Annotated in this window: 21 protein-coding genes; 6 read left to right on the top strand and 15 right to left on the bottom strand. The window is 30.0% G+C overall.

What is annotated here, in order from left to right; genetic code table 11:
• Positions 1 to 341: 341 nt before the first annotated feature.
• Entirely contained in the window at positions 342 to 833 is a 492-nt protein-coding gene (locus tag IC174_RS01175; protein ID WP_227481916.1) for a YfbM family protein, read from the bottom strand.
• 496 nt (positions 834 to 1,329) lie between these two features.
• On the bottom strand, positions 1,330 to 3,465 hold the full coding sequence (gene rnr / locus IC174_RS01170) for a ribonuclease R (RefSeq protein ID WP_227433786.1): 2,136 nt from the start codon (positions 3,463 to 3,465) through the stop codon (positions 1,330 to 1,332).
• Positions 3,466 to 4,081: 616 nt separating this feature from the next.
• Between rnr and IC174_RS01165 the strand changes: the two genes are divergently transcribed.
• The 5 genes from IC174_RS01165 to IC174_RS01145 all read left to right on the top strand — a co-directional run bounded on the left by IC174_RS01165 (position 4,082) and on the right by IC174_RS01145 (position 7,195).
• A complete protein-coding gene (locus IC174_RS01165; protein WP_227481915.1) occupies positions 4,082 to 4,696 on the top strand; it encodes a DNA alkylation repair protein in 615 nt (204 codons plus the stop codon).
• 17 nt (positions 4,697 to 4,713) lie between these two features.
• The gene (locus IC174_RS01160; RefSeq protein WP_227481914.1) at positions 4,714 to 5,076 is read left to right on the top strand and encodes a winged helix-turn-helix transcriptional regulator; all 363 of its coding nucleotides are present in this window, start codon (positions 4,714 to 4,716) and stop codon (positions 5,074 to 5,076) included.
• Positions 5,077 to 5,130: 54 nt separating this feature from the next.
• A complete protein-coding gene (locus IC174_RS01155) occupies positions 5,131 to 5,628 on the top strand; it encodes a YbhB/YbcL family Raf kinase inhibitor-like protein (RefSeq protein ID WP_227481913.1) in 498 nt (165 codons plus the stop codon).
• A gap of 250 nt (positions 5,629 to 5,878) precedes the next feature.
• Complete coding sequence (locus IC174_RS01150; protein WP_227481912.1) at positions 5,879 to 6,253, top strand: VOC family protein; 375 nt, start codon at positions 5,879 to 5,881, stop codon at positions 6,251 to 6,253.
• Between the two features lie 54 nt (positions 6,254 to 6,307).
• Positions 6,308 to 7,195, top strand: a complete 888-nt coding sequence (locus IC174_RS01145) for an AEC family transporter (RefSeq protein WP_413926957.1) — start codon at positions 6,308 to 6,310, stop codon at positions 7,193 to 7,195.
• A gap of 311 nt (positions 7,196 to 7,506) precedes the next feature.
• On the opposite strand, the gene IC174_RS01140 is transcribed toward IC174_RS01145, so the two are convergent.
• Entirely contained in the window at positions 7,507 to 8,595 is a 1,089-nt protein-coding gene (locus IC174_RS01140; RefSeq protein WP_227481910.1) for a sulfurtransferase, read from the bottom strand.
• Positions 8,596 to 8,871: 276 nt separating this feature from the next.
• Between IC174_RS01140 and IC174_RS01135 the strand changes: the two genes are divergently transcribed.
• On the top strand, positions 8,872 to 9,300 hold the full coding sequence (locus IC174_RS01135; RefSeq protein ID WP_227433779.1) for a hypothetical protein: 429 nt from the start codon (positions 8,872 to 8,874) through the stop codon (positions 9,298 to 9,300).
• Positions 9,301 to 9,540: 240 nt separating this feature from the next.
• Here the strand turns inward: IC174_RS01135 and secG are convergent, their stop codons facing one another.
• The 12 genes from secG to IC174_RS01075 all read right to left on the bottom strand — a co-directional run bounded on the left by secG (position 9,541) and on the right by IC174_RS01075 (position 26,462).
• Positions 9,541 to 9,765 (bottom strand): preprotein translocase subunit SecG, encoded by a 225-nt coding sequence (gene secG / locus IC174_RS01130; RefSeq protein WP_227433778.1) that lies wholly within the window; start codon positions 9,763 to 9,765, stop codon positions 9,541 to 9,543.
• Positions 9,766 to 10,067: 302 nt separating this feature from the next.
• Entirely contained in the window at positions 10,068 to 11,360 is a 1,293-nt protein-coding gene (gene eno / locus IC174_RS01125) for a phosphopyruvate hydratase (RefSeq protein ID WP_227433777.1), read from the bottom strand.
• A 516-nt stretch (positions 11,361 to 11,876) separates the two neighbouring features.
• Positions 11,877 to 13,406: a 2,3-bisphosphoglycerate-independent phosphoglycerate mutase gene (gene gpmI, locus IC174_RS01120; RefSeq protein ID WP_413926637.1), complete on the bottom strand. Its 1,530-nt coding sequence runs from the start codon at positions 13,404 to 13,406 to the stop codon at positions 11,877 to 11,879.
• An 11-nt stretch (positions 13,407 to 13,417) separates the two neighbouring features.
• Positions 13,418 to 14,161, bottom strand: a complete 744-nt coding sequence (gene tpiA / locus IC174_RS01115; RefSeq protein WP_227433775.1) for a triose-phosphate isomerase — start codon at positions 14,159 to 14,161, stop codon at positions 13,418 to 13,420.
• A gap of 25 nt (positions 14,162 to 14,186) precedes the next feature.
• Entirely contained in the window at positions 14,187 to 15,389 is a 1,203-nt protein-coding gene (locus IC174_RS01110; RefSeq protein ID WP_227481909.1) for a phosphoglycerate kinase, read from the bottom strand.
• A gap of 221 nt (positions 15,390 to 15,610) precedes the next feature.
• Positions 15,611 to 16,618 (bottom strand): type I glyceraldehyde-3-phosphate dehydrogenase, encoded by a 1,008-nt coding sequence (gene gap, locus IC174_RS01105; RefSeq protein ID WP_227481908.1) that lies wholly within the window; start codon positions 16,616 to 16,618, stop codon positions 15,611 to 15,613.
• Positions 16,619 to 16,677: 59 nt separating this feature from the next.
• Positions 16,678 to 17,700 carry a sugar-binding transcriptional regulator gene (locus IC174_RS01100; protein WP_227433772.1) on the bottom strand — a complete coding sequence of 341 codons (1,023 nt, stop codon included), beginning with the start codon at positions 17,698 to 17,700 and terminating at the stop codon, positions 16,678 to 16,680.
• A gap of 506 nt (positions 17,701 to 18,206) precedes the next feature.
• Complete coding sequence (rpoN, locus tag IC174_RS01095) at positions 18,207 to 19,553, bottom strand: RNA polymerase factor sigma-54 (protein WP_227433771.1); 1,347 nt, start codon at positions 19,551 to 19,553, stop codon at positions 18,207 to 18,209.
• 151 nt (positions 19,554 to 19,704) lie between these two features.
• Entirely contained in the window at positions 19,705 to 22,266 is a 2,562-nt protein-coding gene (gene xdh, locus IC174_RS01090) for a selenium-dependent xanthine dehydrogenase (RefSeq protein WP_227481907.1), read from the bottom strand.
• The gene (gene hydA, locus IC174_RS01085) at positions 22,260 to 23,651 is read right to left on the bottom strand and encodes a dihydropyrimidinase (protein WP_227481906.1); all 1,392 of its coding nucleotides are present in this window, start codon (positions 23,649 to 23,651) and stop codon (positions 22,260 to 22,262) included. Before hydA ends, xdh begins: the two co-directional genes overlap by 7 nt.
• Positions 23,652 to 23,913: 262 nt before the next feature.
• Positions 23,914 to 25,023, bottom strand: a complete 1,110-nt coding sequence (locus tag IC174_RS01080) for a 4Fe-4S binding protein (protein ID WP_227433768.1) — start codon at positions 25,021 to 25,023, stop codon at positions 23,914 to 23,916.
• 86 nt (positions 25,024 to 25,109) lie between these two features.
• On the bottom strand, positions 25,110 to 26,462 hold the full coding sequence (locus IC174_RS01075; RefSeq protein WP_227481905.1) for a nucleobase:cation symporter-2 family protein: 1,353 nt from the start codon (positions 26,460 to 26,462) through the stop codon (positions 25,110 to 25,112).
• Positions 26,463 to 26,466: the final 4 nt, after the last annotated feature.

Here is a 26,466-nt window from a genome sequence, read left to right as displayed (position 1 = left end):
ATATTTCCATAATAAATTCTAAAACTTAAGATATTATTTAGAAATTTCTAAATTTTTTCTAAAGATTCTAATTTCTCTTAATAAATAAAATAAATACGCTTATATACTAATGACTTCTGTACTATAGTGATTTAAAAATAATTGAAGTGTCTAAAGATAATATTACTATTTAAAAAGTTCTTTTAAAATTACTATAATTGGATTACATTCTACTGCTGTTTCAATATGTACGTTTATAAAGGCATCATTTACTCATATCTAACTTTATTAAAATTTACAACTTTATAGTAAACAACTTTATAAAACTTACAATCTTATGATAAATAGCTTTATAATAATCATTACATTATACAAAATATTACAGCTTGTCCCTCATTAGAAGCTACTTGCATAAATTTTTTAAGTTCGATTAAATTAGCCCATACATATTCAAAAAATTCATCCTCATCTTCATCATCCATAACAGGATAAATTTCATTTTCTAGCATTTCACTGACACTAAATTTTTTTCTAAATTCTTGTTCTTCCAAATTGTTCATTGCCTCTGATAGTTTTTTTACATCATCGGGTGTAATCAGCATAGGATAAAATTCTCCTTCAATTTCCATAAATGTGTTTCCACTCAACACTAATTTACTAAAAATATTAGCATCATCTCCACCAAAAGGACAACCAGTTAGAGTAAACTGAATTGCATGCCATGCTTTATCAATATTAATACTGCTATCTTCCTGCACATCTTCAAACATAAAATCCTCTAAGTTATCTGTTGATTGTTGTAATTTCAAAATATTTTCTTCACTTATTCTAAAGTAACTTCCTATCATGCCCATAATTACTTACCTCCTAAGTAGTATTTTTATAATTTTAACTCATAACAAAAGGTATTGACAAGAAAATTCACTAAAAAAAATGTCATTACATCTTAAAAATCAAAGTATACATGAGGTAATATTTCTGATGTTGAACCAAAGAATTTTATTACGCACACACATGCACTAATATTGCATAAATTAGTTCTATCTTTTTAGTAAAATACATGTGTTATCGTGTCAAAATTATATAAAATAAAAAATAAGTGTATCTCAATTTCTAAATGATACACTTATTTCCTATAAAAATCTATTTTTTTAATATATATTTTTGCTAAATGCTAAATATGGTCTAAACATCTACTTTTTATCAAATATTCTACATTTAGTCATACCATAAACACTACAAATTTTCATGTCTACTTTTAAATATTTCTGTATTTTCCTATTTTAAGATATTAATTTTTTCCTGTTTACTCTTATTTTCAAATATTAAACCTTATTCTTTATATTTTGTTTATTCTTCAATCTTTTCAACTATCTCAAAGTCAATTTCTTTAAAGTCTACATTTACACCTTCAACTTTTATCTTAACAAGGTCACCTATTTTATATGACTTCTTGGTTCTCTCACCTAACACACTATAAGAACTTTCATCATAGATATAATAGTCATCATTCATATTTGCAAGTCTTATCAATCCTTCTATAGTATTATCTAGCTCAACAAATATTCCAAATGAAGTTACACTAGATACAACACCTTCAAACTCTTGACCAACTTTATCCTTCATATAAAGAGCCTTATAGAAGTCATGTACATCTCTTTCAGCCAATTCTGCTTTTCTCTCTTTTTCAGATGATTGAACAGATGCATAATCTACTATAGTAGTAAGTTGCTCTTGTCTCTTTCCATTTATCTTATTATTTAAAGACTCTTTTATTATTCTATGAATTTGAAGGTCAGGATATCTTCTTATTGGTGAAGTAAAGTGACAATAGAATTTAGCAGCTAACCCAAAATGTCCACTACATTCTGGTGAATACTTAGCCTGTTTTAAAGAACGAAGCATTATGGTACTGATTGCTCCCTCTTCTGTTTTGCCTTTTATCTTCTCTATTATTCCTTGTAATGCCTTTGGATGTACTTCTTCTTTATCACCTTTTATCGTATATCCAAATGTAGATATAAATTTACTCAATTCTTCCATTTTTTCTAAAGATGGTGTTTCATGTATTCTATACACAAATGGTATACCCATCCAATAAAAATGTTCAGCAATTGTTTCATTACTTATAAGCATAAACTCTTCTATTATTTTATTAGAAATTCTTCTTTCATATGGTTTTATATCTGCAACTTCTCCATTTCCATTTAGAATTATCTTTGCTTCTGGGAAGTTAAAGTCTATAGCCCCTCTTTTTTCTCTTCTTGACATAAGAATTCTAGCCAAAATTTCAGAATTTTTAAAATCATCTACAACATGTTCAAAAGTCTTTTTAAGCTTTTCATCATCTTTTTCTAATATATCGGATACTTCTGTATAAGTCATTCTAGCCTTTGAATTTATTATAGATTCACATATTTCATGCTTAACTACATTTCCCTTATGGTCTATTTCCATAAATATAGAAAGAGTTAATTTGTCTTCAAATGGATTTAAACTACATACTCCATTAGAAAGAGTCTTTGGCAACATTGGAATTACTTTATCTACTAAATACACAGATGTAGCCCTTTTTAAAGCTTCTTTATCTAATTTATTTTTTTCTCTTACATAATGTGTAACATCAGCTATATGAACCCCTAATTTAAAGTTTCCATTAGATAATACCTCTATTGATATAGCATCATCTAAATCTTTTGCGTCATCTCCGTCTATAGTAAATATATTTAAATCTCTTAAATCTCTTCTTCTTTTTACCTCTTCTTCTGGAATTTCAACAGCAACAGCTTCTGCTTCTTGCAATACCTTTTTAGGAAATTCTTCTGGAAGACCATGTTCTCTTATTATAGAGTCTATTTCTACTCCTCTTTCACCTTTTTGACCCAGTATTTCTATAATCTTTCCTTCTGGTTTTCTATCTTCTTGTGGCCATACTGTAATTTCACAAACTACCTTATCATTATCTACTGCACCACTAAAATATCTTTTAGGTATATATACATCCTTAGTAAATTTCTTATTGTCTGGTGTTACAAATCCAAAAGTTTTACTTGATTGAAAAGTACCTACTATTTTAGTTATTTCTCTCTTTATAATTTTTACGATTCTTCCTTCTGCTCTTTTTTCTTCAGTTGCAGGTACAACTATCTCTGCCATAACTCTATCATTATGCATAGCTCCATTTATATTGTCACTTGAGATAAATAAATCTTGTGTGTATTCAACATCAGATTCTACAAATCCAAAACCTTTTTTATGTGATGTAAATTTACCAACAAAATATCCCATTTGATTTGATGATACTATTTTATTTTTCTTAGTAAAACATATATATCCATCTTCCTCTAATTCTTCTAAAAAATTATAGAACATTGGCATTTCTGATGAATGTATATCAAAAATTTCTGCTAATTCTTCCTTTTTTAGAGGATTATATGCACTTTCGTTTATTAATCCTAACAAACTCTCTTTAAGTCCTGGTATCATTTTTTCCTCCTATTTTACTTTCTTGTTATATTATTTTTTTAGTTTTCTATTATATTACCCTTTGTATATCTTCTATATTACCTTTCATATATCTTCACACACCGTTTTTTATATTCTTTTATTATTGTTTCAAGTTAAATCAATTATTATATGTTTTTTATATTTAATTGAAATTATCTTAATAAATCTTTAAAAAAGTTATGATAATTCTCTAATAATAGTTTAAGTTATCATAAGCACAATTGTAATTTACTTAAAATATCATTATTACAGCTACTTTATCACCTAATTATACACCATCATATAGAATTGGTAAAATATTCATTCCATCTAAGTATTACTATATAATAATTTATTCTATTAGTATACTCAAATTAAGTTAAATTTATATAACTCAATTAATTTTTTAAATATAACTTTTTATAATATAAAACTTATAATAAAAGTAAATTTATATGTTAAATTAGGTTGATTTTTTATTGTTTTTTATTTATTCTAATATTAAAGGCTTGCAAACGTTTTTTGACAAGTCTTTATTTTATATAAATTAAATAAATTTTTTTATTATAAATAATATATTAAATTTAAACTAATCTACTTATTGGAGGAGATAAACTTGGAAGAAGTAATTGCAAAAATTATTACCATAGAAAATGGTTTTAAAGAAATCGAAAATATTGCTAAAAAAATTGTGAAAAATAATGACTCAAAGAAGTGTTATTATCTATCAATTTACTTATATAGATCAGAATACTATCAAGTAAGAGAATTAGCAGTGTTTATATTAGGCTTTATATCAATAGATATTTCTGAAGCCTTATTATTTTTAAAAAACAATGTGAGTAAAGATGAAAACTGGAGAGTACAAGAAATATTAGCTAAATCATTTGATTATTATTGTAGTGAAGTTGGATATGATAAATCACTTCCTGTGATAAAAGAGTGGTTAAGTTCTGACAACCCAAATATAAAGAGAGCTGTAACAGAAGGACTTAGAGTTTGGACTATCCGAGACTATTTTAAGACCAACCCCACTGTAGCTATATCATTGCTTTCTAGTTTAAAAGATGAGGACAGTGAATACTTAAGAAAATCTGTTGGAAATGCTCTCAGAGACATAAGTAAAAAACATCCAGATTTAGTAAAAAACGAATTAAACTCATGGGATGTTTCAAATAAAAAAGTTGAACTTGTATATAAACTTGCTTCAAAACGTATTTTGGCAAAATAAATTGGAGGTGACTATACTTGAAGCTTCGTGAAAAATATACATGTCCATTAGAACTAACACATGATATGATAAAAGGTAAATGGAAGTCTATTATATTATGGAGATTACGTATAGGTCCAACTTCTCTATCAAAACTAGAAAAAGAGATTAATGGAATCAACCAAAAAATGTTGCTTGAACAACTTAAAGAATTGATTGAATTTGGTCTGGTTGATAAAAAAACCTATGAAGGATATCCACTTAAAGTTGAATATTCACTTACACCTATTCGTGGAAAGCAGATGTTAGATGCTTTGGCTATAATGCAAGATATAGGAATTAATTTCATGCTAGAGAATGGTAAAGTAAGTAATTTACCATTATTTACAACTGGTATATAATAAACTTACAGAAAATTTTTATTAATTTATTATATATTTAGGAGGCAAATTATTATGAAAGTAACTAGTACAGGTATAGTAAACGGTGTTATAGAAGATAAATATGGAAAAAGAGGAAATCAATTTAATAAAGGTGGTATGCCTACATATTCATTACCTCTAAAATTTGAAGATGCTCCAGAGCATACAGTGTCCTTTGCTGTATTTTTAGAGGACAAAGATTCAGTTCCTGTATGTGGATTTGCATGGATACATTGGCTAGCTGCAAATATAACAAAAGATGAATTAAAGGAAAATGAAAGCATAACAGCTACTGATTTTATTCAAGGGACTACTAGTTGGCATAGTAAATTAGGTGATATTGGTAGATTAGAAGCTAGTGTTTATGGTGGTATGGCTCCTCCAGATAGACCACATGTTTATGAAATACATGTGTTTGCCCTTGATACTACTCTTAATCTTGAAAAGGGATTTTATATGAATGAGTTTTTTGAAGCCATGGATGGGCATATTTTAGATAGATTTACACTTAAAGGGAGTTATTCTAATTAATTAGATTTACTATAGCTAATCATTAATTTGTTACACTTAATTAATGATTAGCTTAATTGCTATTAAATTATTTTTCTATTTTAATTAATTGTTGATTCAATGGATTCGAATTATTTTTTATATTTTATTTAACTATTAAATCAATTAATTTCAGGTTATTTCTTATATTTAACTAATTATTATTTTATGCCTTATTAAAAGAAGATATCAACACATTTAATAAATCTATATAAAATTTCGAGGAGTTATTATGATAAAAAAAATAGACCATGTGGTCATTACTACTAATAATATAGAAAACTGCATAAATTTTTATAAAAAGCTTGGTTTTACATTAAAGATGGCAAATGAAAGATATGAACTTTACTCTGGAGATTTCAAAATAAATGTCCATTTAAAAGGTCATGAACTTTCACCTCACAGCAAAAACGTACAAACAGGTAGTGCTGATTTGTGTTTTGAGATAAATACTAATATTGACATGATAAAAACAAACTTAGAACAAAATGGGATTAAAATTGAGCAAGGAATTGTAGAACGCACAGGAGCCTTTGGTAAAATGAAGTCTATTTACTTAAGAGACCCTGATGGAAATTTAATCGAATTGTCAAGTTATGGAGAATAAACTTTGGAAAATTTAATTCTATCTATAAATGTCGTTCTTCCTTTGTTTCTCACAATGTCACTTGGGTATGCTCTGAAAAAATTAAGTTTATTTGATGAACATACTTTAAATAAAATGAATAATGTTTGTTTCAAATCTTTCCTGCCATTACTATTATTTTTTAATATATACAATACGGATTTAAATGGTTCTCTTAACCTCAAGCTTATGGCTGTAGCTATTATAAGTATTTTTTCAATCTTTTTACTCTTAGTTTTTATTATACCTAAAATTGAAAAAGATAATAAAACAAGAGGTGCATTAATACAAGGTATCTTTCGCAGTAATTTTGTTATATTTGGTATACCTGTAACAATCTCACTATTTGGTGATAAAAATATTGGGGTTACATCTTTATTAATTGCAGTTATTGTTCCTATGTTCAATGTATTATCAGTCATAATACTTGAGATTTTTAGAGGTGGTAAAATAAATATAAAGCACATGATTAAAGGTGTTTTAACAAATCCTCTCATAATAGCTTCTGTAATAGGATTGATAATGCTTATTTTAAATATTAAAATCCCTGAATTTTTACATAAAACCATTGGTGATATTTCCAAAATTGCTACTCCCCTATCACTTATAATTCTAGGTGGGTCTTTCAGCTTTTCTGCTATAAAAGGACATATAAGACCAATTATACTGGGGGTGTGCGGAAAACTTATTCTTATACCTGCTATATTTTTACCAATTAGCATTTTTCTTGGATTTAGAAATGTAGAATTAGCTTCACTTATGATAATGTTATCTGCTCCAACTGCTATTTCTTCATTTACAATGGCCCAACAGATGAATTCTGATAGTGAACTTGCTGGACAAATTGTAGTATTTACCTCTGCATTTTCCATAATCACAGTATTTATAATAATATTTATCTTAAAACAGAATAATCTTATTTAGTAATATCCTATAGTATAATTTGGTATAATAAGAAATATATACTTGTATTGTAAGAAACACATATTGATAGCATAGTAAATATGTATTGATATTGTAATAAATATATACAGAAAATAAGTACTACTCATAACTCAAAAAAATATAAAAAAGGTGGACTATAATAAATATAGTTCACCTTTTATATTGAAATTTATATTCTCTATTGAAACTTGCATTCTTTACTGAAACTCATAAAATTTCAAGCTTTTTTTAAAAATAGCATATAGCTTATTACTTATAAAAATTATATTGGCATATCCTCTTTTTTTATATTATTTTTTAGCTTTATCAGTTGATAATTCACCTACAGTTGTATACTTAACATCCCCCTCTTTAGGATTTCCTACTTGTACTGGCAGATTAGGTTGTGTTTGCCATTGCCACCATCCACCATCAAATAAAGTGATGTTTTTCCATCCATTTTCATAGCACATTAACCAAGGAATAGTTGCTCTCCATCCAGTTCCACAATAAAATGCTGTATTTGTATCTTTTGTCACATCAATATCTCTAAAATAACCTAATACTTTATCAAAATCTACATAGCTTCCATCTTCATTCATATAATCTTGCATACTGCTTGCATCAGTACCTGCACGCCCCCATACAGCACCCTTTGGCTCTCCAGCTTTATTAATATAATTGTAACCACTTGTTTTTCCAGAGAACTCTTCTAAGCTTCTTATACTTACTAGTCTAAAGTTAGGGTCATTTTTTAATTTATTTTCTACATCTTTTATATCCATTACATATTCTGGATGAGCTGGAACTTTTACACCAAACTCTTTTTGAGATTTTGGCTCTACTGCTCCTTTTTCTACATCATATTTTGCATTTTTCCATGCTTCAATACTCCCATCCATAACTTTAACATTTTTAACACCAGCCCAAAGACAAATGAATGCTATTCTATCTACTCCTGAATCAGAACCATATAGTATAACAGTTGTATCTGATGTAATACCATTGCTAAGTAATACTTTTTCAACTACATCTGCTGGTTTGATATTATAATTATCAAAATCTTTTACTCCTTCATCATTATCATATTCTAAAGAGTCTGTATCAATATGAATAGCTCCTGGTATATGCTGTTTCAAGTAGCCTTCATTTTGTTCAGTTGCTCCCCATGAGCCTTCTGCAATAACATAATTTTTAGACTCTGGTTGATTTCCATCAATAACACTTTTTACCCACTTAGGTGATACAAATACTTTTGTTGTATCAACTGGGTCAGCTGTAACCTTTTCCGCATTAGCATCTTTATTACTTGCTTCATTTGAATTGTTGTTTGAACACCCAACTAATAAAGTCGCAATCATAGCTATACATAATATTAAACTTAATAACCTTTTTTTCACGTTTTTCCCTCCATCTTATCTAGTTTTCATCTAAAAAGTATATCATATAGCTTTTTTCTATTCAATAATTCTACAGCTTATACATAATGTTGGCTATACAAAATATCTATACTTCATCTTACTTTTTATACAAAATTTCTATACAGCATTCTATTTATATCTTACTATTAAATTATATTGATTTATATTATAATATTTTAGTAGTAAACATTATAATATAAATCAATATAATATTTTTAGTTTGTCTATAATTTAATATAATAAGGAGAAATACTAATGAAGAAAACACTCTATAGTATTACAATACTATTTCAAATTGCTTTTCTAATAGGATGTAAGGTTTTTGAAAAATATGCAAATACAAGAATGGGAATGCATAGGTGGGTAACATACACTAACAGAAACTTTGAAAGAGATTATCCTATTGAATCACTTAAAATAGCTCTAATAGCTATTCTTATCGTTTTTACTATAATTGCAATTATACTGCTAATTCAAAACACTATTTTAAAAAAGAACTATAATTTATTTGGTAAATTAATGGGTCTTTTAACAATAATAATCAACACTCTTTTATTAAAGTTTATATTAACAAATACACAATATACTAACAGTTCCTACTTTTTTTTAATAATGATGCTTAGTATGGTATCTATTTTGCAAATTATCAAGTTGATTGTGCATACTAGAATGATTAAAAATTAGATATATCAAAAGCTAGATATTAAAAACTATATAACAAAAATAGATATATCAAAAATTTATTTTATAAATATCTGACTCAATTCATAAAATAAAAACTGGACCAATAATATAAAATCATTAGTCCAGCTTTTACTTTACGTACTTTTTTATGTTGACGTACTTTTATTAAAAACTAAATTTAATTTTTAAATGTAACCAAAATGCACTAATTAAATAATGGCCAGTTATTCAACAATACCACTACTTCTTAACTATAAGTAGTGCCAATGCATTTATAAAAAATAATACTGCTGTTATCTTTGTAACTCTAGCAAGAAATGCTTGTTTTCCTTTTGGTTTAAAGTAAGCTTGACTTCCTTCTCCACCAAACTCTGAAGGTAAAGCATTCTTAGAATCTTGAGGCATTATGCTAATTACTAGTAAAATCCCTAGTACTACTTGCACACCCATTAAAATGTTGCCCATTCTTGCCCCTCCTATCTTTCTATTACTTAAATTTCATTACTCTTTAGTGTATCACAATAATATAGTCATTTCAAGACTATTATGTTATAAATCACAAACAAAACTGATATCAAAAGCCATCAAAATATATCTATAGTTTTTAATTATAGCAATTATTTCAAAGCTTTTATTTATTTTCCTAATAAAAATGGCTTACATATAAAAAGGGATAAGTGCTTTGAAAAATCAATTAACACTTATCCCATTTATCTCTTATAAGATAAACTTAAAATCTTTTATACTATCTTTTTAATCCTTAAAAACTATTTTTTTAAGTTATAGAAAGATTTTAATCCACAGTATCTAGCTTGCTCTCCAACCATTTCTTCTATTCTTAATAATTGGTTGTATTTAGCAACTCTATCAGTTCTTGATGGAGCACCAGTTTTTATTTGTCCAGCATTTACTGCAACAGCTAAATCTGCTATAGTAGAATCTTCAGTTTCTCCTGATCTATGAGATATAACAGCAGTGTACCCTGCTCTCTTAGCCATTTCTATTGCATCTAGAGTTTCAGTTATTGTACCTATTTGGTTAACTTTAACTAATATAGAGTTAGCTACTCCATTTTCAATTCCTTTTTCTAATCTTTCTGTATTAGTAACAAATAAGTCATCTCCAACTAATTGTAATTTGTTTCCTAATTTTTCAGTTAATAATTTCCATCCATCCCAATCTTCTTCATCTAAACCATCTTCTATAGTTATTATTGGGAAGTTGTTTGACCAATCTTCATATAAAGCAACCATTTCAGCAGCAGTTAATTCTTTTCCTTCTCCAGCTAAAACGTATTTTTTAGTTTCTTTGTTGTACATTTCTGTAGCAGCAACATCAAGTCCTAACATAACATCTTCTCCTGGCTTATATCCAGCTTTTGTTATAGCTTCAACTATTAATTCTAAAGCTTCTCTGTTTGAACCTAAGTTTGGAGCGAATCCACCTTCGTCACCTACACCACAAGCTAATCCTTTTTCTCCTAAAACTTTCTTTAATGAATGGAATACTTCTGCTCCCATTCTTAAACCTTCTTTAAAGCAACAAGCTCCTACTGGTAATATCATGAACTCTTGAACATCAACGTTATTATCAGCATGTTCTCCACCATTTAATATGTTCATCATTGGAACAGGTAATTGCTTAGCATTTACTCCACCTAAGTATTGGAATAATGGTAAACCTATTTCATCAGCAGCTGCTCTAGCTACTGCCATTGAAACACCTAATATAGCATTAGCTCCTAATTTACCTTTGTTTGGAGTTCCATCTAATTCTATCATCATTGCATCTATAGCTGGTTGGTCAAATGCATCCATTCCTTCGATTTCTGGTGCTATTATTTCATTTACGTTAGCAACAGCTGTTTCTACACCTTTTCCTAAGTATCTTCCTTTGTCTCCATCTCTTAATTCAACAGCTTCAAAAGCTCCTGTAGATGCACCTGATGGAACTATTGCTCTTCCCATTGCTCCATCTTCTAATACTACTTCAACTTCTACAGTTGGATTTCCTCTTGAGTCTAATACTTCTCTAGCATATACTAATTCAATAACTGACATTTGTATATCTCCCTTCGATTTTTCTATTAGTTAAATTTTCATTTACTGTAAACATCCGTCTACTAGTTTTAATCTACTTATTATATTATAGTACAGAAAGTTATTTTTGAAAATTAGATACAAATTTATTTGATGGGTAAATTTGTAAAAGTTTCTATTTTTATTTTATTTTTTATAATTTTTAACTTATCTATTAGCCAAAATCAATCTTCAATACATAAATATACAGATAAACTTAAAACATGAAACACAAAATTTACAACTAATGATTCTAATAATTTTTGATTTTATAATATATATTAATTATTATTTTTTACATCATTTTATTTAAACTTTATAAAATTCACTTAGACTGAAATACTTTTAAGTTTACTTTATTGTAAGTTACTATTCTACTTATCAATTCAATTTATAAACTTATTAATTCAATTTCTAGCACCTAATTTTGCATATTCAAACTCTTTAGCAAAAATTTCAAATGGCACTAGATTAATAGATAATACTTATTAAGCTTAACTATTTTGAAATAAGTGAATGACCAGTCATTTCTTCTGGTTTTTCTAACTTCATCATATCTAAAACAGTTGGCGCTATATCAGATAATCTTCCTGCGTCTAATAATTTTGCACCTTCAAATTCTTGTCCAACAACCACAAATGGTACTGGATTAATAGAGTGGGCTGTTACAGTCTTTCCTGTTTGTGGGTCTAACATGTATTCAGCATTTCCGTGGTCAGCAGTTATTATTGCGCTTCCACCTAGCTCTATTATTTTATCTACTAATTTTCCTACACAAGTATCTACAGTCTCAACAGCCTTTATAGCTGCTTCAATATTTCCTGTATGACCTACCATGTCAGGGTTTGCAAAGTTTAAAACTATAAAGTCAAACTTATCTTCTCCTAGTTTTTCTAAAGCTTTGTCTGTTAATTCATATGCAGACATCTCTGGTTGTAAGTCGTAAGTTGCAACCTTTGGAGAAGGTATTAATAATCTCTCTTCACCTTTGTTTGGCTCTTCTACTCCACCATTGAAGAAGAAAGTAACATGCGCATATTTTTCAGTTTCAGCAGCTCTTAATTGAGTTTTTCCATTTTTCGCAAGATATTCACCCAGAGTATTAGTTAAAGATTGTGGTCCAAATGCTATATGCACTTCTTTTATAGTTATATCGTACTCTGTTAAACATACAAAGAAGTTTTTAATTTCTTCTCTTTTAAATCCATCAAACTCTTCACTTACTAAAGCTCTTGTTATTTGTCTTGCTCTATCTGGTCTGAAATTGAAGAATATAATTGAATCATTTTCTTTTATACTTCCAACTGCTTTATCATCTTTAACAATAACTGTTGGCATTATAAATTCATCATTTTTTCCATTATCATAAGAGTTTTGAATAGCTTCTTCAATAGAAGTTGCTTTTTCGCCAATACCTCTAGCCATGGCATTGTATGCAAGCTCTACTCTTTCCCATCTCTTATCTCTATCCATTGCATAGTATCTACCAGAAACTGTAGCAAATTCACCTACTCCAATTTCATTCATACTAGCTTGTACTTCCTTAGCATATTCCAATGCGCTTTGAGGGTCAGTATCTCTACCATCAGTAAATGCATGAACATATACTTTTTCTACACCTTTATCTTTTGCCATTTTGATTATAGCTTTAAGATGGTCTATATGTGAATGTACTCCACCATCAGACAAAAGACCCATTACATGAAGAGAATGTTCTTTTGCATTGTCCATAGCTTCACATAAAACTTTATTATTAAAAAAATCACCATCTTTTATAGATTTTGTTATTCTAGTTAAATCTTGATATACAATTCTACCTGCACCTATATTAGTATGGCCAACTTCTGAATTTCCCATTTGACCATCAGGTAGACCAACATCAAGACCACTAGCATTTATTAATGTGTTTGGATATTCTTTCATTATTCTGTCTAAATTAGGAGTTTTGGACTCAGCAATTGCATTTCCCTTAACTTCCTTATTATATCCAAATCCGTCCATAATAATTAAAGCAACTGGTTTTTTCATCATTTCACTCCTTAGAAATTAACAAGGTCTAAATAGTCATTAGCAGCTAAACTAGCTCCACCTACTAAAGCTCCATCTATATCACTTTGACCCATTATTTCAGCTACATTTGAAGGTTTAACACTTCCACCGTATTGTATTCTAACTTCATTAGCTAATTCTCCATATAATCCTTTTATAACTTCTCTTATATAAGATATAACATCATTAGCATCTTCAGCAGTTGCAGTTTTACCAGTTCCAATAGCCCAAATTGGCTCATATGCAACAACTACTTTTGCTAAATCATCTTTAAGAACATTTTCTAAAGCTTTTTCAACTTGAACTTTACAAACATCTTTAGTTTTTCCAGCTTCTCTTTGCTCTAAAGTTTCACCAACACATAGTATTGGGTCTATTTCTACTTCTAAAGCTTTTAAAACTTTTTTGTTTACAGTTTCATCAGTTTCATTGAAATACTGTCTTCTTTCTGAATGTCCTATTATAACATAGTCCATATCTATTTCTTTTAACATAAGAGGTGAAACTTCTCCTGTAAATGCTCCTTTTTCTTCAAAGTGCATGTTTTGAGCACCTATCTTTATATTTGTACCCTTAGTAGCTTCTTTTAAATCCTTCAATAAAGTAAATGGTGCACATATAACAGCTTCTGCCTTATCAGCATTAACTTTTCCTTTAACTTCATTTACAAATTCTAAAGCTTCCTTTATTGTTTTATGCATTTTCCAGTTTCCTGCAATTATAGGTTTTCTCATTTTACAATCTCCTCTATATAGTAGTTTATTTATTATCTAATGCTGCAATACCTGGTAATTCTTTACCTTCTAAAAATTCTAGTGATGCTCCTCCACCTGTTGATACGTGAGTCATCTTATCACCAAATCCTAATTGATTAACTGCTGCTGCACTATCACCACCACCAATTACAGTAGTTGCGTCAGTTAATTCTGCCATAGCTTTGGCTACTGATAGTGTTCCATTTGCAAAGTTTTCAAATTCAAATACTCCCATTGGTCCGTTCCATACTACAGTTTTTGATTCTTTTATGGCTTTTACAAAGTTTGCTATAGTCTTAGGTCCCATATCTAGTCCCATATAATCTTCTTTTACATTAGCATCTTCTGTTACTATTGGAGTTGCATCTGGTGCAAAGTGGTCTGCCATAACAACATCTACTGGCAATAATAAGTTAACGCCTTTTGCCTTAGCTTTTTCCATCATTTCTTTTGCATATTCTACTTTATCTATTTCAAGTAAAGATGTTCCTACTTCATAACCTTGAGCTTTTAAGAATGTATAAGCCATTCCTCCACCTATTATTAGATTATCAACTTTTTCTAATAGTTCATTTATAACAGCTAATTTATCAGAAACTTTAGCTCCCCCAAGTATAGCTGTAAATGGTCTTACAGGATTGGCAACAGCTTCTCCTAAGAATTTTAATTCTTTTTGAATTAAGTATCCGCAAACTCTCTCTTGTAAAAATTCTCCTGCTCCAACTGTTGAACAATGCGCTCTATGAGCAGTTCCAAATGCATCATTTACAAATATTTCAGCAAGTGAAGCTAATTCTTTAGAGTAGTTTTCTTCATTTTTAGTTTCTTCTTTTCTATATCTAGTATTTTCTAATAACACTACATCTCCGTTTTCCATTTTTTCAGTAGCTTTTTTTGCATTTTCTCCTACTACATTATCATCTGCTGCAAATACAACTTCTTTACCTAACATTTCAGATAATCTCTTTGCAACTGGTGCTAAAGATAATTCTGGTTTAGCTTCTCCCTTTGGTTTTCCTAAATGAGAACATAATATAACTTTTGCTCCTTTAGAAATTAAATATTGAATTGTTGGTAAAGCTCCGTTTAATCTATTTTCATCAGTAATTACACCATCTTGTAATGGTACATTAAAGTCACATCTCACTAATACTTTTTTCCCGCACACATCAATATCTTCTATAGTTTTTTTGTTTAGCATTGACATAAATATCTCTCCTTTTAATAAAGTAATTTTTTATTGCCAAGTATAATATAGTACATACTTTTACCCTATTAAATATATCATATTATCATATTTTTATATATAGTATGTAACATTATTTAGGTGTATTTTATATATTTTTTCTTAAAAAAAGTCCAGAGTCCGTAGTGTTAAACTACAAACTCGGACTTTGTCAATCTACTTTTCTATTTTCTAAAAGCTGACTATTTTGCTAATTGTGCAAAGTATCCTAAAGTTCTTATTAATTGAGAAGTATAAGACATTTCATTATCATACCAAGAAACAACTTTAACTAATTGTTTTCCATCTACTTCCATAACTTTTGTTTGAGTAGCGTCAAATAATGAACCGTAGCTTATTCCGATTATATCAGAAGATACTAACATTTCTTCAGTGTATCCGAAAGATTCGTTTGAAGCTTCTTTCATAGCTGCATTTATTTCTTCAACTGTAACATTTTTTCCTAATGTACAAACTAATTCAGTTATTGAACCAGTTACAACTGGTACTCTTTGTGCTGCTCCATCTAATTTTCCTTTTAATGCAGGTATTACTAGACCGATTGCTTTTGCAGCTCCTGTAGTGTTTGGAACTATGTTTCCAGCAGCAGCTCTAGCTCTTCTTAAATCACCTTTTGGATGAGGACCATCTAAAGTATTTTGGTCATTAGTATATGCATGTATAGTAGTCATTAATCCTTTTTCTATACCATATTTATCATTTAATACTTTAGCCATTGGAGCTAAACAGTTAGTTGTACAAGAAGCTCCTGATATAACTGTTTCAGAACCATCTAATATGTCACTGTTTGTGTTGAATACTATTGTTTTTAAATCTCCAGTTGCTGGTGCAGATATAACAACTTTTTTAGCTCCTGCTTGTATATGAGCTTCTGCTTTATCTTTAGAAGTAAAGAATCCTGTACATTCTAATACTATATCTACTCCTAATTCAGCCCATGGTAGGTCAGCAGGATTTCTTTCTGCTGTTACTTTTATTTCTTTTCCGTTTACTATAAAAGCACCTTCTTTAACTTCTATTTCACCGTTAAATCTTCCTTGAGCTGTATCATATTTAAATAAATGAGCTAACATTTTAGCATCTGTTAAGTCGTTTATTGCAACAACTTCAAACTTACCTTGTTGCTCCATCATTTTTCTTAATGCTAATCTTCCTATTCTTCCAAATCCATTTATAGCTACTTTAACCATTTTCGCTACCTCCTATAAAGTAAATGTATGTTGTCTAGCTCTGTGCTAGTTTTCGACTTTTATAATAATGACAATATCTTATAAGCACTTTCTTCATCTGTTACAAGAACCATGTTTTTATGCATATTTGATATAGCTAATAAGGCTTCTACTTTTTCTGTTCCTGCAAAGATTGCAATAGTTTCTTTTACTTCTTTAACTGTCTCTAAATCAATTCCAACAGTATTTAATTTATAAACTATTTCTCCATCTTTGTTGAAATAATATCCAAATGCTTCTCCAACTGCATTTTTAGATAATATCTCGTTAACTTTATCTTCTGGAAGTTTTCTTCTCTTTGCCATGACATCTGCTCTACCTATGCTGAAAACTAAAATGTCTGTTCTTTTAATATACTCCAAAGTTGTCTTAATCTCTGGCACTTGGCTAAGAGTTTTCATTGCACTCTCGTCCAATTCATCTGGTATATGTAAAAGTTTGCAATTAGAGTGTAATTTCTTACTTACTGAAGCAACTATACTATTAGACTGCATCTCTACATCAGTTCCCATACTTCCTCTAGCTGGCACTATTGTAGAGTTTGGATATCTCTTATCAGTTTTAATAACATTTGAAAACTCTAACATAGTGCTTCCCCCTGTTATTGAAACTATATCTCCATCTTTTAAAATACCTAAGAAATACTCGCATCCATATCTAGTTACATCTTTTAATAAGCTTCCATTTTCATCACAGCTTCCAGGAACTAGTATTACCTTTTTTATTCCAAGCTTTTCTCTGACCCTATCTTGTAACTTAGACAATCCCATGATGTCACTCATGATGTCTTTAAGTTTATCTAATAAATCAGAACCTTCTTTAGTGATAGTCATTCCAGATACAGCAACATCTATAAGTCCTTGTTCTTTTAAAAACTCTGTTTCTGACCTAATTATTCTTTCACTAATTTCTAATACATTTGATAAAGTTCTTCTACCTATTGGTTCACTTAAAGATATTTGTCTTAAAATAGAGTATCTTCTTTCCATAAGTTCAATTGCCTGTGGAATTAGTTTCTTTTGAATTTCTAATAAGTTCTTCATAACATACTCCTTATTGCTTTCCTTTAGGGACTTTTTTTGTCCCTAGTGTTTATTTAAGTCCCACAAGATAATTTTATTTTATAGGATTTGCGTATAGATTTCAATAGTTTTTCAAAAACTTTTTTATTTTTTTGTTTTATAGCAATTTCTCCACCATTTTCAAAGTACAGTATTTTTTATTTTTTATATAATATTTTTTCCATATATTTTTTGGTTTTTATTCTAATATTTTTGACTCAATCTTGTATGTTCTACTCTGCTAGATTCTATATGTCTTTGTTTTTATACTTTATGTTTTTATTTTTATGCTCTTAAAATTAACAATAACAGTTTATTTATCTCTGTATTTTTTTGACTCTAGTTATCGTTCTAATTCCTGATTTTTCCTAATATTTAATTTTATTTCTAATACTTTTCTTTCCAATACTTAAATTCATTTGTATAATGCTCATTTGTATTTTAATTAGCATTTCCCCTCATTTTACTGATACTTCTTTCTCTTTTCACTAATATTCTTTTCTCTTACTTGAAGACAAAATTCCTAATTCTTCACGATACTTGGCAACTGTTCTTCTTGCAACATTGATTCCTTTTTCTTTTAATAGCTTAGATATATGGTCATCACTTAAAGGTTTCTTTTTATTTTCGTCTTTTATTGTTTCCTTTATAATTTTTTTTATGCTTGTACTAGATGCCATTTCATGATTTTCAGTTTCAATAGCACTACTGAAAAAGTACCTAAATTCATATACTCCAAAAGGTGTCAGCATATATTTCCCATTTACACCTCTACTTATAGTAGATTCATGAAAATCTAATTTTTCTGCTATGTCTTTCATTTTTAAGGGCTTTATATATTTTGTTCCTTTTCTCAAAAACTCATCTTGAGCTTTTACTATTTCTTCTGCAATTTTAAGTACTGTAGTCTTTCTACTTTCTATATTTTTCATAAGCCCTGTTGCCGAATTTAGTCTTTCTTTTATAAATTCTTTTGCACTTTCGTCAGACTGTGAATTTTTTAGTATGTCTTTATAATAACTGTTTATTTTTATTTGATAGGAGTCTTTTTCATTTAAATACACAATAAATTCATCATCAATTTTTTCAACTGTTACATCTGGTTGTATATATACACTTTTTTCTACTGAACAGGTTCTTCCTGGCTTAGGGTCTAATGTTTTAATTATATTTATTAGTTCAACGCATTTTTGTAGTGACATATTGTACTTCTTGCTTATCTCTTTATATTTATTATTTGCAATTAAATTTAAGTCTTTTGTAACGATTTCCTCTAAAATTTCATTATATATTCCTAAGCTTGCCATTTGAATCATCAGACATTCTGAAAGACTTCTTGCACCTACTCCACTAGGTTCCAACTGCTGAACACTAATCAAGCATTTTTCAAAAAGTTCTTCATCTATCTTTAAAGTATCAACAATTACTTTTTCCTCAGTTCTCAAATATCCGTCCTCATCTAAGCTATCAATTATATACTCACAGACTTCCATTTGTTTATCTGTTAGCTTATATAAGCTTATCTGAAACTTCAAATCCTCATATAAATTTGACGAATATTTAACTAAATTTTCTAGATTAACTTCATTGTCAGGGTTATAACTTATTTCTGTTCTATCTAAACGTCTTGATTTTTCCATATCTTTTATATATTCTTCCCAATTTATCTCCCCACTTTTCTCAACTTCGACTAATGGGTTATTCTCTGCTTCCCTTTTAATCTCTTCTTCTAACTCCAACTTACTCATATTTAATATTGATAATGATTGCTTAAGTTGTGTAGTCATGATTAGCTTCTGAGACTGAGTTAACTCTAGACTATTATTAAAATTCATTTTGCTCACCTCTCAATTTTATTAAACTTATTTTATAAAAGAAAAACCCTCCTGTATATGTATATTCTATCATTTAAAATATACCTTATGCAAAAGGGTTTTTTTTATTTACAATTTAATTGATTTTTTTTATTTAATATTTATTTTTTTGTTATTTTTTTTTACTATATGGCGTATTTTGAAGTGGTAGTTCAGTTCTAAACTCTTTATCAAATACATAATAGGCATTTTGCACTGCTGGTGCAGTGGGAACTGTACAAATCTCTCCTACTCCTTTTGCACCATATGCCAATAAATCTTTGTTTTTTTCAACTATTACGGCTTGTATTTCTGGTATATCTGTAGATTTAAATAAGCCTAATGTACCAAATTTAGCTGTAGGTACAGAGTTTACTACTGGGTAATCTTCTGTTAAGGCATATCCAAGACCCATAACAACTCCACCTTCTATTTGCCCCTCTAAACTGATTGGGTTTATAGCTCTTCCTACGTCATGTGCTGCTACTACTTTTTCTAATTTTCCATTTTCATCTAGCATTACAACTTGTGTTGCATATCCATAAGCTACATGGCTTACTGGATTTTCTTTATCAGAACCCATTTTGTCTGTAACACTTGCATATTCTCCGTAAAATTCTTCTCCCTCTAAATCAGATAATGCTTTTCCAGTTGCTAAAGCTTCTTTTAATTTAATTGATGCAACCTTAGTAGCCTCCCCTGTAAATACTGTCTGTCTTGAAGCTGTAGTATTACCAGAATCTGGTGTCAAGTGAGTATCTGGAACTTCATGTACTATGTTTTCAGGTAGTAAATTTGCAGTTTCACAAACTACTTGAGTCATAACCGTACCAAGACCTTGACCTATACAAGAGGCACTTGTTCTTATATGAACTTTACCATCTTTTACTACCAGTCTACATCTTCCCACATCAGGTATTCCAACTCCTACACCACTATTTTTCATTGCACAAGCTATACCTGCACGTGGGTGTTTTTCATACTCTTCTTTTACAGCTTCTAATGTTTCTGCCATTGCTGTTCCTTCATCTGCAAATTGACCATTTGGTAAAACTTGACCAGGTCTTATTGCATTTTTATATCTTATTTCCCAAGGTGATATTCCAGCCATTTCAGCAAGTAAATTTAGATTACATTCTGTAGCAAAACAACTTTGTGTAACTCCAAAACCTCTAAATGCTCCTCCAGGAGGATTATTAGTATATACTGCTGTTCCAGTTATATCAATATCCTGATAATTGTATGGTCCTGCTGCATGAGTACATAATCTTTGCAATACTGGTCCTCCAAGAGATGCATAAGCACCTGTATCAGATATTATAGTTGCTTTCATACCTGTTAGATATCCATTTTCATCACATGCTGTTGTAAATTCCATTTCTGTAGCATGTCTTTTTGGATGAACAATTATACTTTCTTTTCTAGTAAGCTGTACTTTTACAAATCTCTTTGTGTGGTATGCAAGTAAGGCTGCATGGTGTTGAACACTCATATCTTCTTTTCCACCAAATCCGCCTCCTACCATCTTATTTATCACTCTTACTTTTTCATGTGGTAATCCTAACATATCTGCACATTCATGTTGAGTAGCAAACACACCTTGGTCTGTTGAGTAAATTATTACTCCATCTTCTTCATAAGGACCTGCTACTGCACATTCAGGTTCTAAAAATGCATGTTCTGTTGCAGGTGTAGTGTATTTTTTAGTTACAACGTATTTTGAGTTCCTTATTTTTTCTTCAGCATTTCCTCTTACTAAATGTTCCTTAACAAGTACATTACCTGTTTCATGTATATTTGGAGCATCTTCTTTAAGAGCCTCTGCTGTAGTACTTAAAGGTGTCAATTCTTCATAATCTATCTTAACTAGTTTTTTCGCTTCTTCTAATGCTTCTCTAGTTTCTGCTGCTACTAAAACTATTCCATCTCCTAAGTATCTAGTTATTTCACCTTCTGGAATTAAAGTATCCCAATCTTTCTTTAAGTGACCTACTTTTATAGTTCCTGGAATATCTTTAGCTGTAAGAACTGCAACAACTCCTGGGTAAGCTTTTGCTTCTTCTATATCTATCTTTTTAACTAATGCTCTTGGATATTTAGCTCTAACTGCTGAACCATAAATCATACCTTCTAATCTTATATCATCTACATATTCAGAGTATCCAAGTGTTTTGCCTACTGCATCAACTCTATGAAGACTTTCACCAACTAGACCTTTGCAGTTTACTTTTGGCACATCTATATCTTCTCTAAATATCTTTGCTGCCAAACTCACAGCTTTAATTATTTTTACATAACCTGTACATCTACATATATTACCTTTTAAAGCTTTTTTTATGTCATCTTCAGTAGGATTATTATTAACGTCTATAAGCGCTTTTGAACTAATTACCATACCTGGGATGCAAAATCCACATTGAACAGCTCCTTGGCTGGCAAAAGAATATGCAAAAACATCTCTTTCTCTTTCTGATAATCCTTCTATAGTTGTTATATTTTTCCCAGCTAATTTATCAGTTTTAAATACACATGCTTTAGTTGCTTTACCATCTATTATGACCATACAAGTTCCGCAAGCACCTTCTGAACATCCATTTTTAACTGAAGTTATATTCATATCTTCTCTAAGGAAGTCTAAAAGTTTTTTGCCTTCTTTTGCAACAACTTTCTCTCCATTTAATATAAATTCTACCATTCTCTAGCCCCCTCTGTTAGACGCCTTTTTATATATCTCCCACTTGGAGTATTACAAATTAATTCTCCCTCTCTAACAACTTCTTTTCCTCTTAAATAAACATGTTCTATTTGACAATTTACTTCATAACCTTCATAAGGCGTATAATCTACATTTTGTAATTGTTTTTTTGCTTCTATTTTAGATTTTTTATTTGGATTTAAAACTAATATATCTGCATCACTACCTATTTCTATAGTTCCTTTTTCAGGATACATTCCAAATAATTTGGCGGCATTAGTCGATGTTACTTCTACCATCTTGTTGATAGATATTTTATTTTTACAGACTCCATATGTGTATAAAAGACTCATCCTATGTTCCACCCCTGGCGAACCATTAGGAATTTTACTGAAATCGTTTATTCCAAGTTCCTTTTGCCCCCTATAATTAAAAGAACAGTGGTCTGTACCTATAGTATCTATTTGATTATTTAAAATAGCATTCCATAAAATTTCATTATTTTCTTTATCCCTTAAAGGTGGTGACATTACATATTTAGCACTTTCAAATCCTTCTAAATCATATAATTCATCACTTAATAGAAGGTATTGAGGACAAGTTTCAACTATCACATCTACTCCTCTTTGTTTAGCTTTTAGAACTTCTTCCAAAGATTCTTTACAACTTAGGTGAACAACGTACACCTTAGAATTTGCCACTTCTGCTATCTTCATCAGTCTTGAAGTTGCTTCTGCTTCTAATATAGCTGGTCTAGTTAATTGATGATATTTTGGAGATAGATTATTTTCTGCTTTTGCTTTATCCACAAGTTCACATATTATATCCCCATTTTCACAATGGAATCCAATAATTCCTCCTACCTCTTCTGCTTTTCTCAAAGCTTCAAAGATGACACCATCATCAACTTGAAGGCTTCCTTTATATGCCATATACAATTTAAATGAAGATACTCCCTCTTTCACCATGTCTTCCATTTCATTACAAACTGAAGCATTCCAATCTGTTATAGCCATGTGAAAACCATAGTCTGAATAAGATTTATCTCTAGCTTTTTCATGCCATTCATCTAATCCTTCTTTTAAAGAACAACCTCTAGATTGTGTAGCAAAATCTAAGATAGTAGTAGTACCTCCAGCTATTGCAGCTTTTGTTCCTGTTTCAAAATTATCTGCTGTCTTAGTAGTTCCTGTATCTAAATCAAAGTGAGTGTGTGTATCTATACCTCCTGGTATAATATAAGAATCACTAACATCAACTACTTCATCATTTTCTTTTGATATATCAACACCTATATCAACTATTTTCTCATTTTCTATTCTTACATCTGCACAGTAAGTTTTTTCACTTGTTACTACTTTCCCACCTTTTAAAACAATTCCCATATAGACTCCACCTTACTTATAACGTATCAATTTATTTTATCTGAAGAAATTAACTTAAAGTAATTTGATTAGAGCACTTATACACAGTAAATTAATATTTAATTAAAATGATATTTAATTAAACTAATGTTTAGTTAAATCAACGTCATAAGATTATTAACTTCACGTTGTATTATTAATGTATAAACTTGCTTATCTAATATATTTTATTATCTTAATATATTTATTACTCTAAGTTAATTACTAAAATTCTATATAATTATTATTCATTAACAGCTTCTACTTGATTGTAGCAAATACTTAAAGCACCTTTTGGACATCTAGTTACACATAATCCACAACCAAAGCACTTATCCACATCTATATTTAATTTATCTGTCACTTCTAAAGCTTCATATACACAGCTTGTTACACATTGTTTACATTTGATACACTTATTATCATCTACAACTGGAGCCACTGCATGAGTTCTAAATCCTCTAGCTGCCATTTTCTTATGAGTTAATCCTTTGATTTCATTAACATCAGCATATCCATTTTCATCTAAGAAATCATTTAATTCTTTAGCAATTTTTCCATATATAGAAGGCCCTTTAAGGATTGCTTCTGTACATACTTGAACAGCACTTGCTCCTGCCATCATCATTTCAGCTACATCTTTTCCACAAGTTATTCCACCAACACCTATAATTGGTATATTTACAACTTGAGAAGCTTCATATATACATCTTATTGCTAATGGTCTTATAGGAGCTCCTGATAACCATCCATATCCTGCTTTACTTCCCATTATAGGGTATCCTGTGTTTACATCTATTGCCATACATGGTCCAAATGAGTTTATCATTACAAGTCCATCTGCTCCTGCTTCTTCAACAGCTTTTGCAATAGTTTGAATATCAGTATGAGGACTCATTTTCATAAATACTGGTACATCTAAAACAGCTTTTGCAGCTTTTAAAGCATTTACTATTGGAGCAACATCTGTGCCTACATAATGAGTTGATAATTCAACTGCATCTGCGTAAGGTTTTACTAAAGGTGCAACCTCAGCTATTTGTTCTGCTGAATATCCCATACTTACTATTACTGGAAGACCTGCTGCCTTTACTTTTTTGTATTCTTCTTCTATCCATTGTTCTTTTGGAAGCTCTGACCATAATTCTGTATTTAAGAAACCACTGTTAGTTTTTGCCATACATGGTCTTGGTACATCTGCTGGTAATACAGATATAGTTTTTGTACATATAGCTCCTGCTCCACCTTTTGCTGCCTCTTGACAGAGATCACCATCTTTTGCTCCAGGACCTGCCGCTGTCATAACTGGATTTAAGAATTCCATTCCATATAAATTAACTTTTAAATTAGCCATATTATTATCTCTCCCTTAATTAAATATATTTTTTAATATTTAGCTTAGATACTCTTTTGTCTATGTTGCTTTTCATTTATTTCTTCTTATTTTGCTTCTTCAGTCTTAGGAGTTTTTTCCTTTTTTGAACCTAATTCATTGAAGAAGATATTCAAAAGTACTGCTGATAAACTTCCTGTTGTTATTCCACTGTGGAATATCGTTTGCACCCAAGTTGGAAAATTATGATAGAAATCAGGATTTGTCAGTGGTATCATAGATAACCCAACACTAACTGCTACTATCACTCCATTTTTAGTTCCATCAAATTTTACTTTACTTAGAGTTTTTACTCCTCCAACCATTACCATTCCAAACATTGCAAATCCTACTCCACCAAGAACAGGCTTAGGTATTGCTCCTATTATTGCTGCAAACTTTGGTAAGAAACCAAGTACTAGCAATATTACCCCTGCATAAACTGCAATAAATCTTGATTTTATACCTGTAAGTCCAACAATTCCTGTATTTTGACCAAATGGAGTTATTGGAAATGAATTGAATATTCCAGATAAAGCTGTAGATATTCCATCTCCAAATAGACCTCTTTTAATATTTTTACCAGTTACCTCTTTGTCTACCATTTCGTGAATAGCTATCATATTACCAACTGATTCTGTCATAAGTACTAACATAATTAAGCATAATGATAATATTGCAGATGGTTCAAATCTAGGCATTCCAAATTTTAAAGGTACATTTAAGTTAAGCCAACCAACTCCACTTACTGCACTAAAATCAGCCATTCCAACTGCCATAGAAAGTAATGTACCAAGTACTATACCTACCAATATCGCTGTACTATTCCAAATTCCTTTTAAGAACTTAAATGAAAGTAAAGTTATCGCCAATACTGCTAAAGCTAATGCTAATGAGTTTGGTTCAACCGCTTCCAATTTGTTGTCAGTTATCCACTTTATCCCAACTGGGAATAGTGAAATACCTATTACCATAACAACTGTTCCAGTAACTACACTAGGGAAGAATCTTATTAGTTTTTCAAATACTGGAGCAAGTAATATACAAAATAGTCCAGCTACTATTACAGAGCCAAATACTGTCTGTATTGCAACTTGAGAATCACTATATGATGAGGCTATTGCTGTCATACCTGCCACAGCGGCAAAACTAGTTCCTTCAATTACTGGTATTTTAGCGCCTACAATATTTCCTATACCAACACTTTGTATGAGTGTTCCTATACCTGCCATAAACAAGCAAGCATTTATTAAAAAAACAATACTAGCATGATCTAGTCGTGCAGCACTTCCTATCATCATAGGAACTGCTACCGCTCCTGCACACATTGCTAAAACGTGCTGTAGTGAAAATACCCAGGATTTGGATACAGGTAACCTTTCATCTACTGGAGCTATTTTAGGGCTTTCATTTTGAGACATGTTG

The sequence above is a fragment of the Clostridioides sp. ES-S-0001-03 genome (assembly GCF_020676075.1).
In the GTDB taxonomy this organism is placed as follows: Bacteria; Bacillota; Clostridia; order Peptostreptococcales; family Peptostreptococcaceae; genus Clostridioides.
Note: the sequence above shows the minus strand (reverse complement) of the source record. Positions and strands in the feature narration are given on the sequence as shown.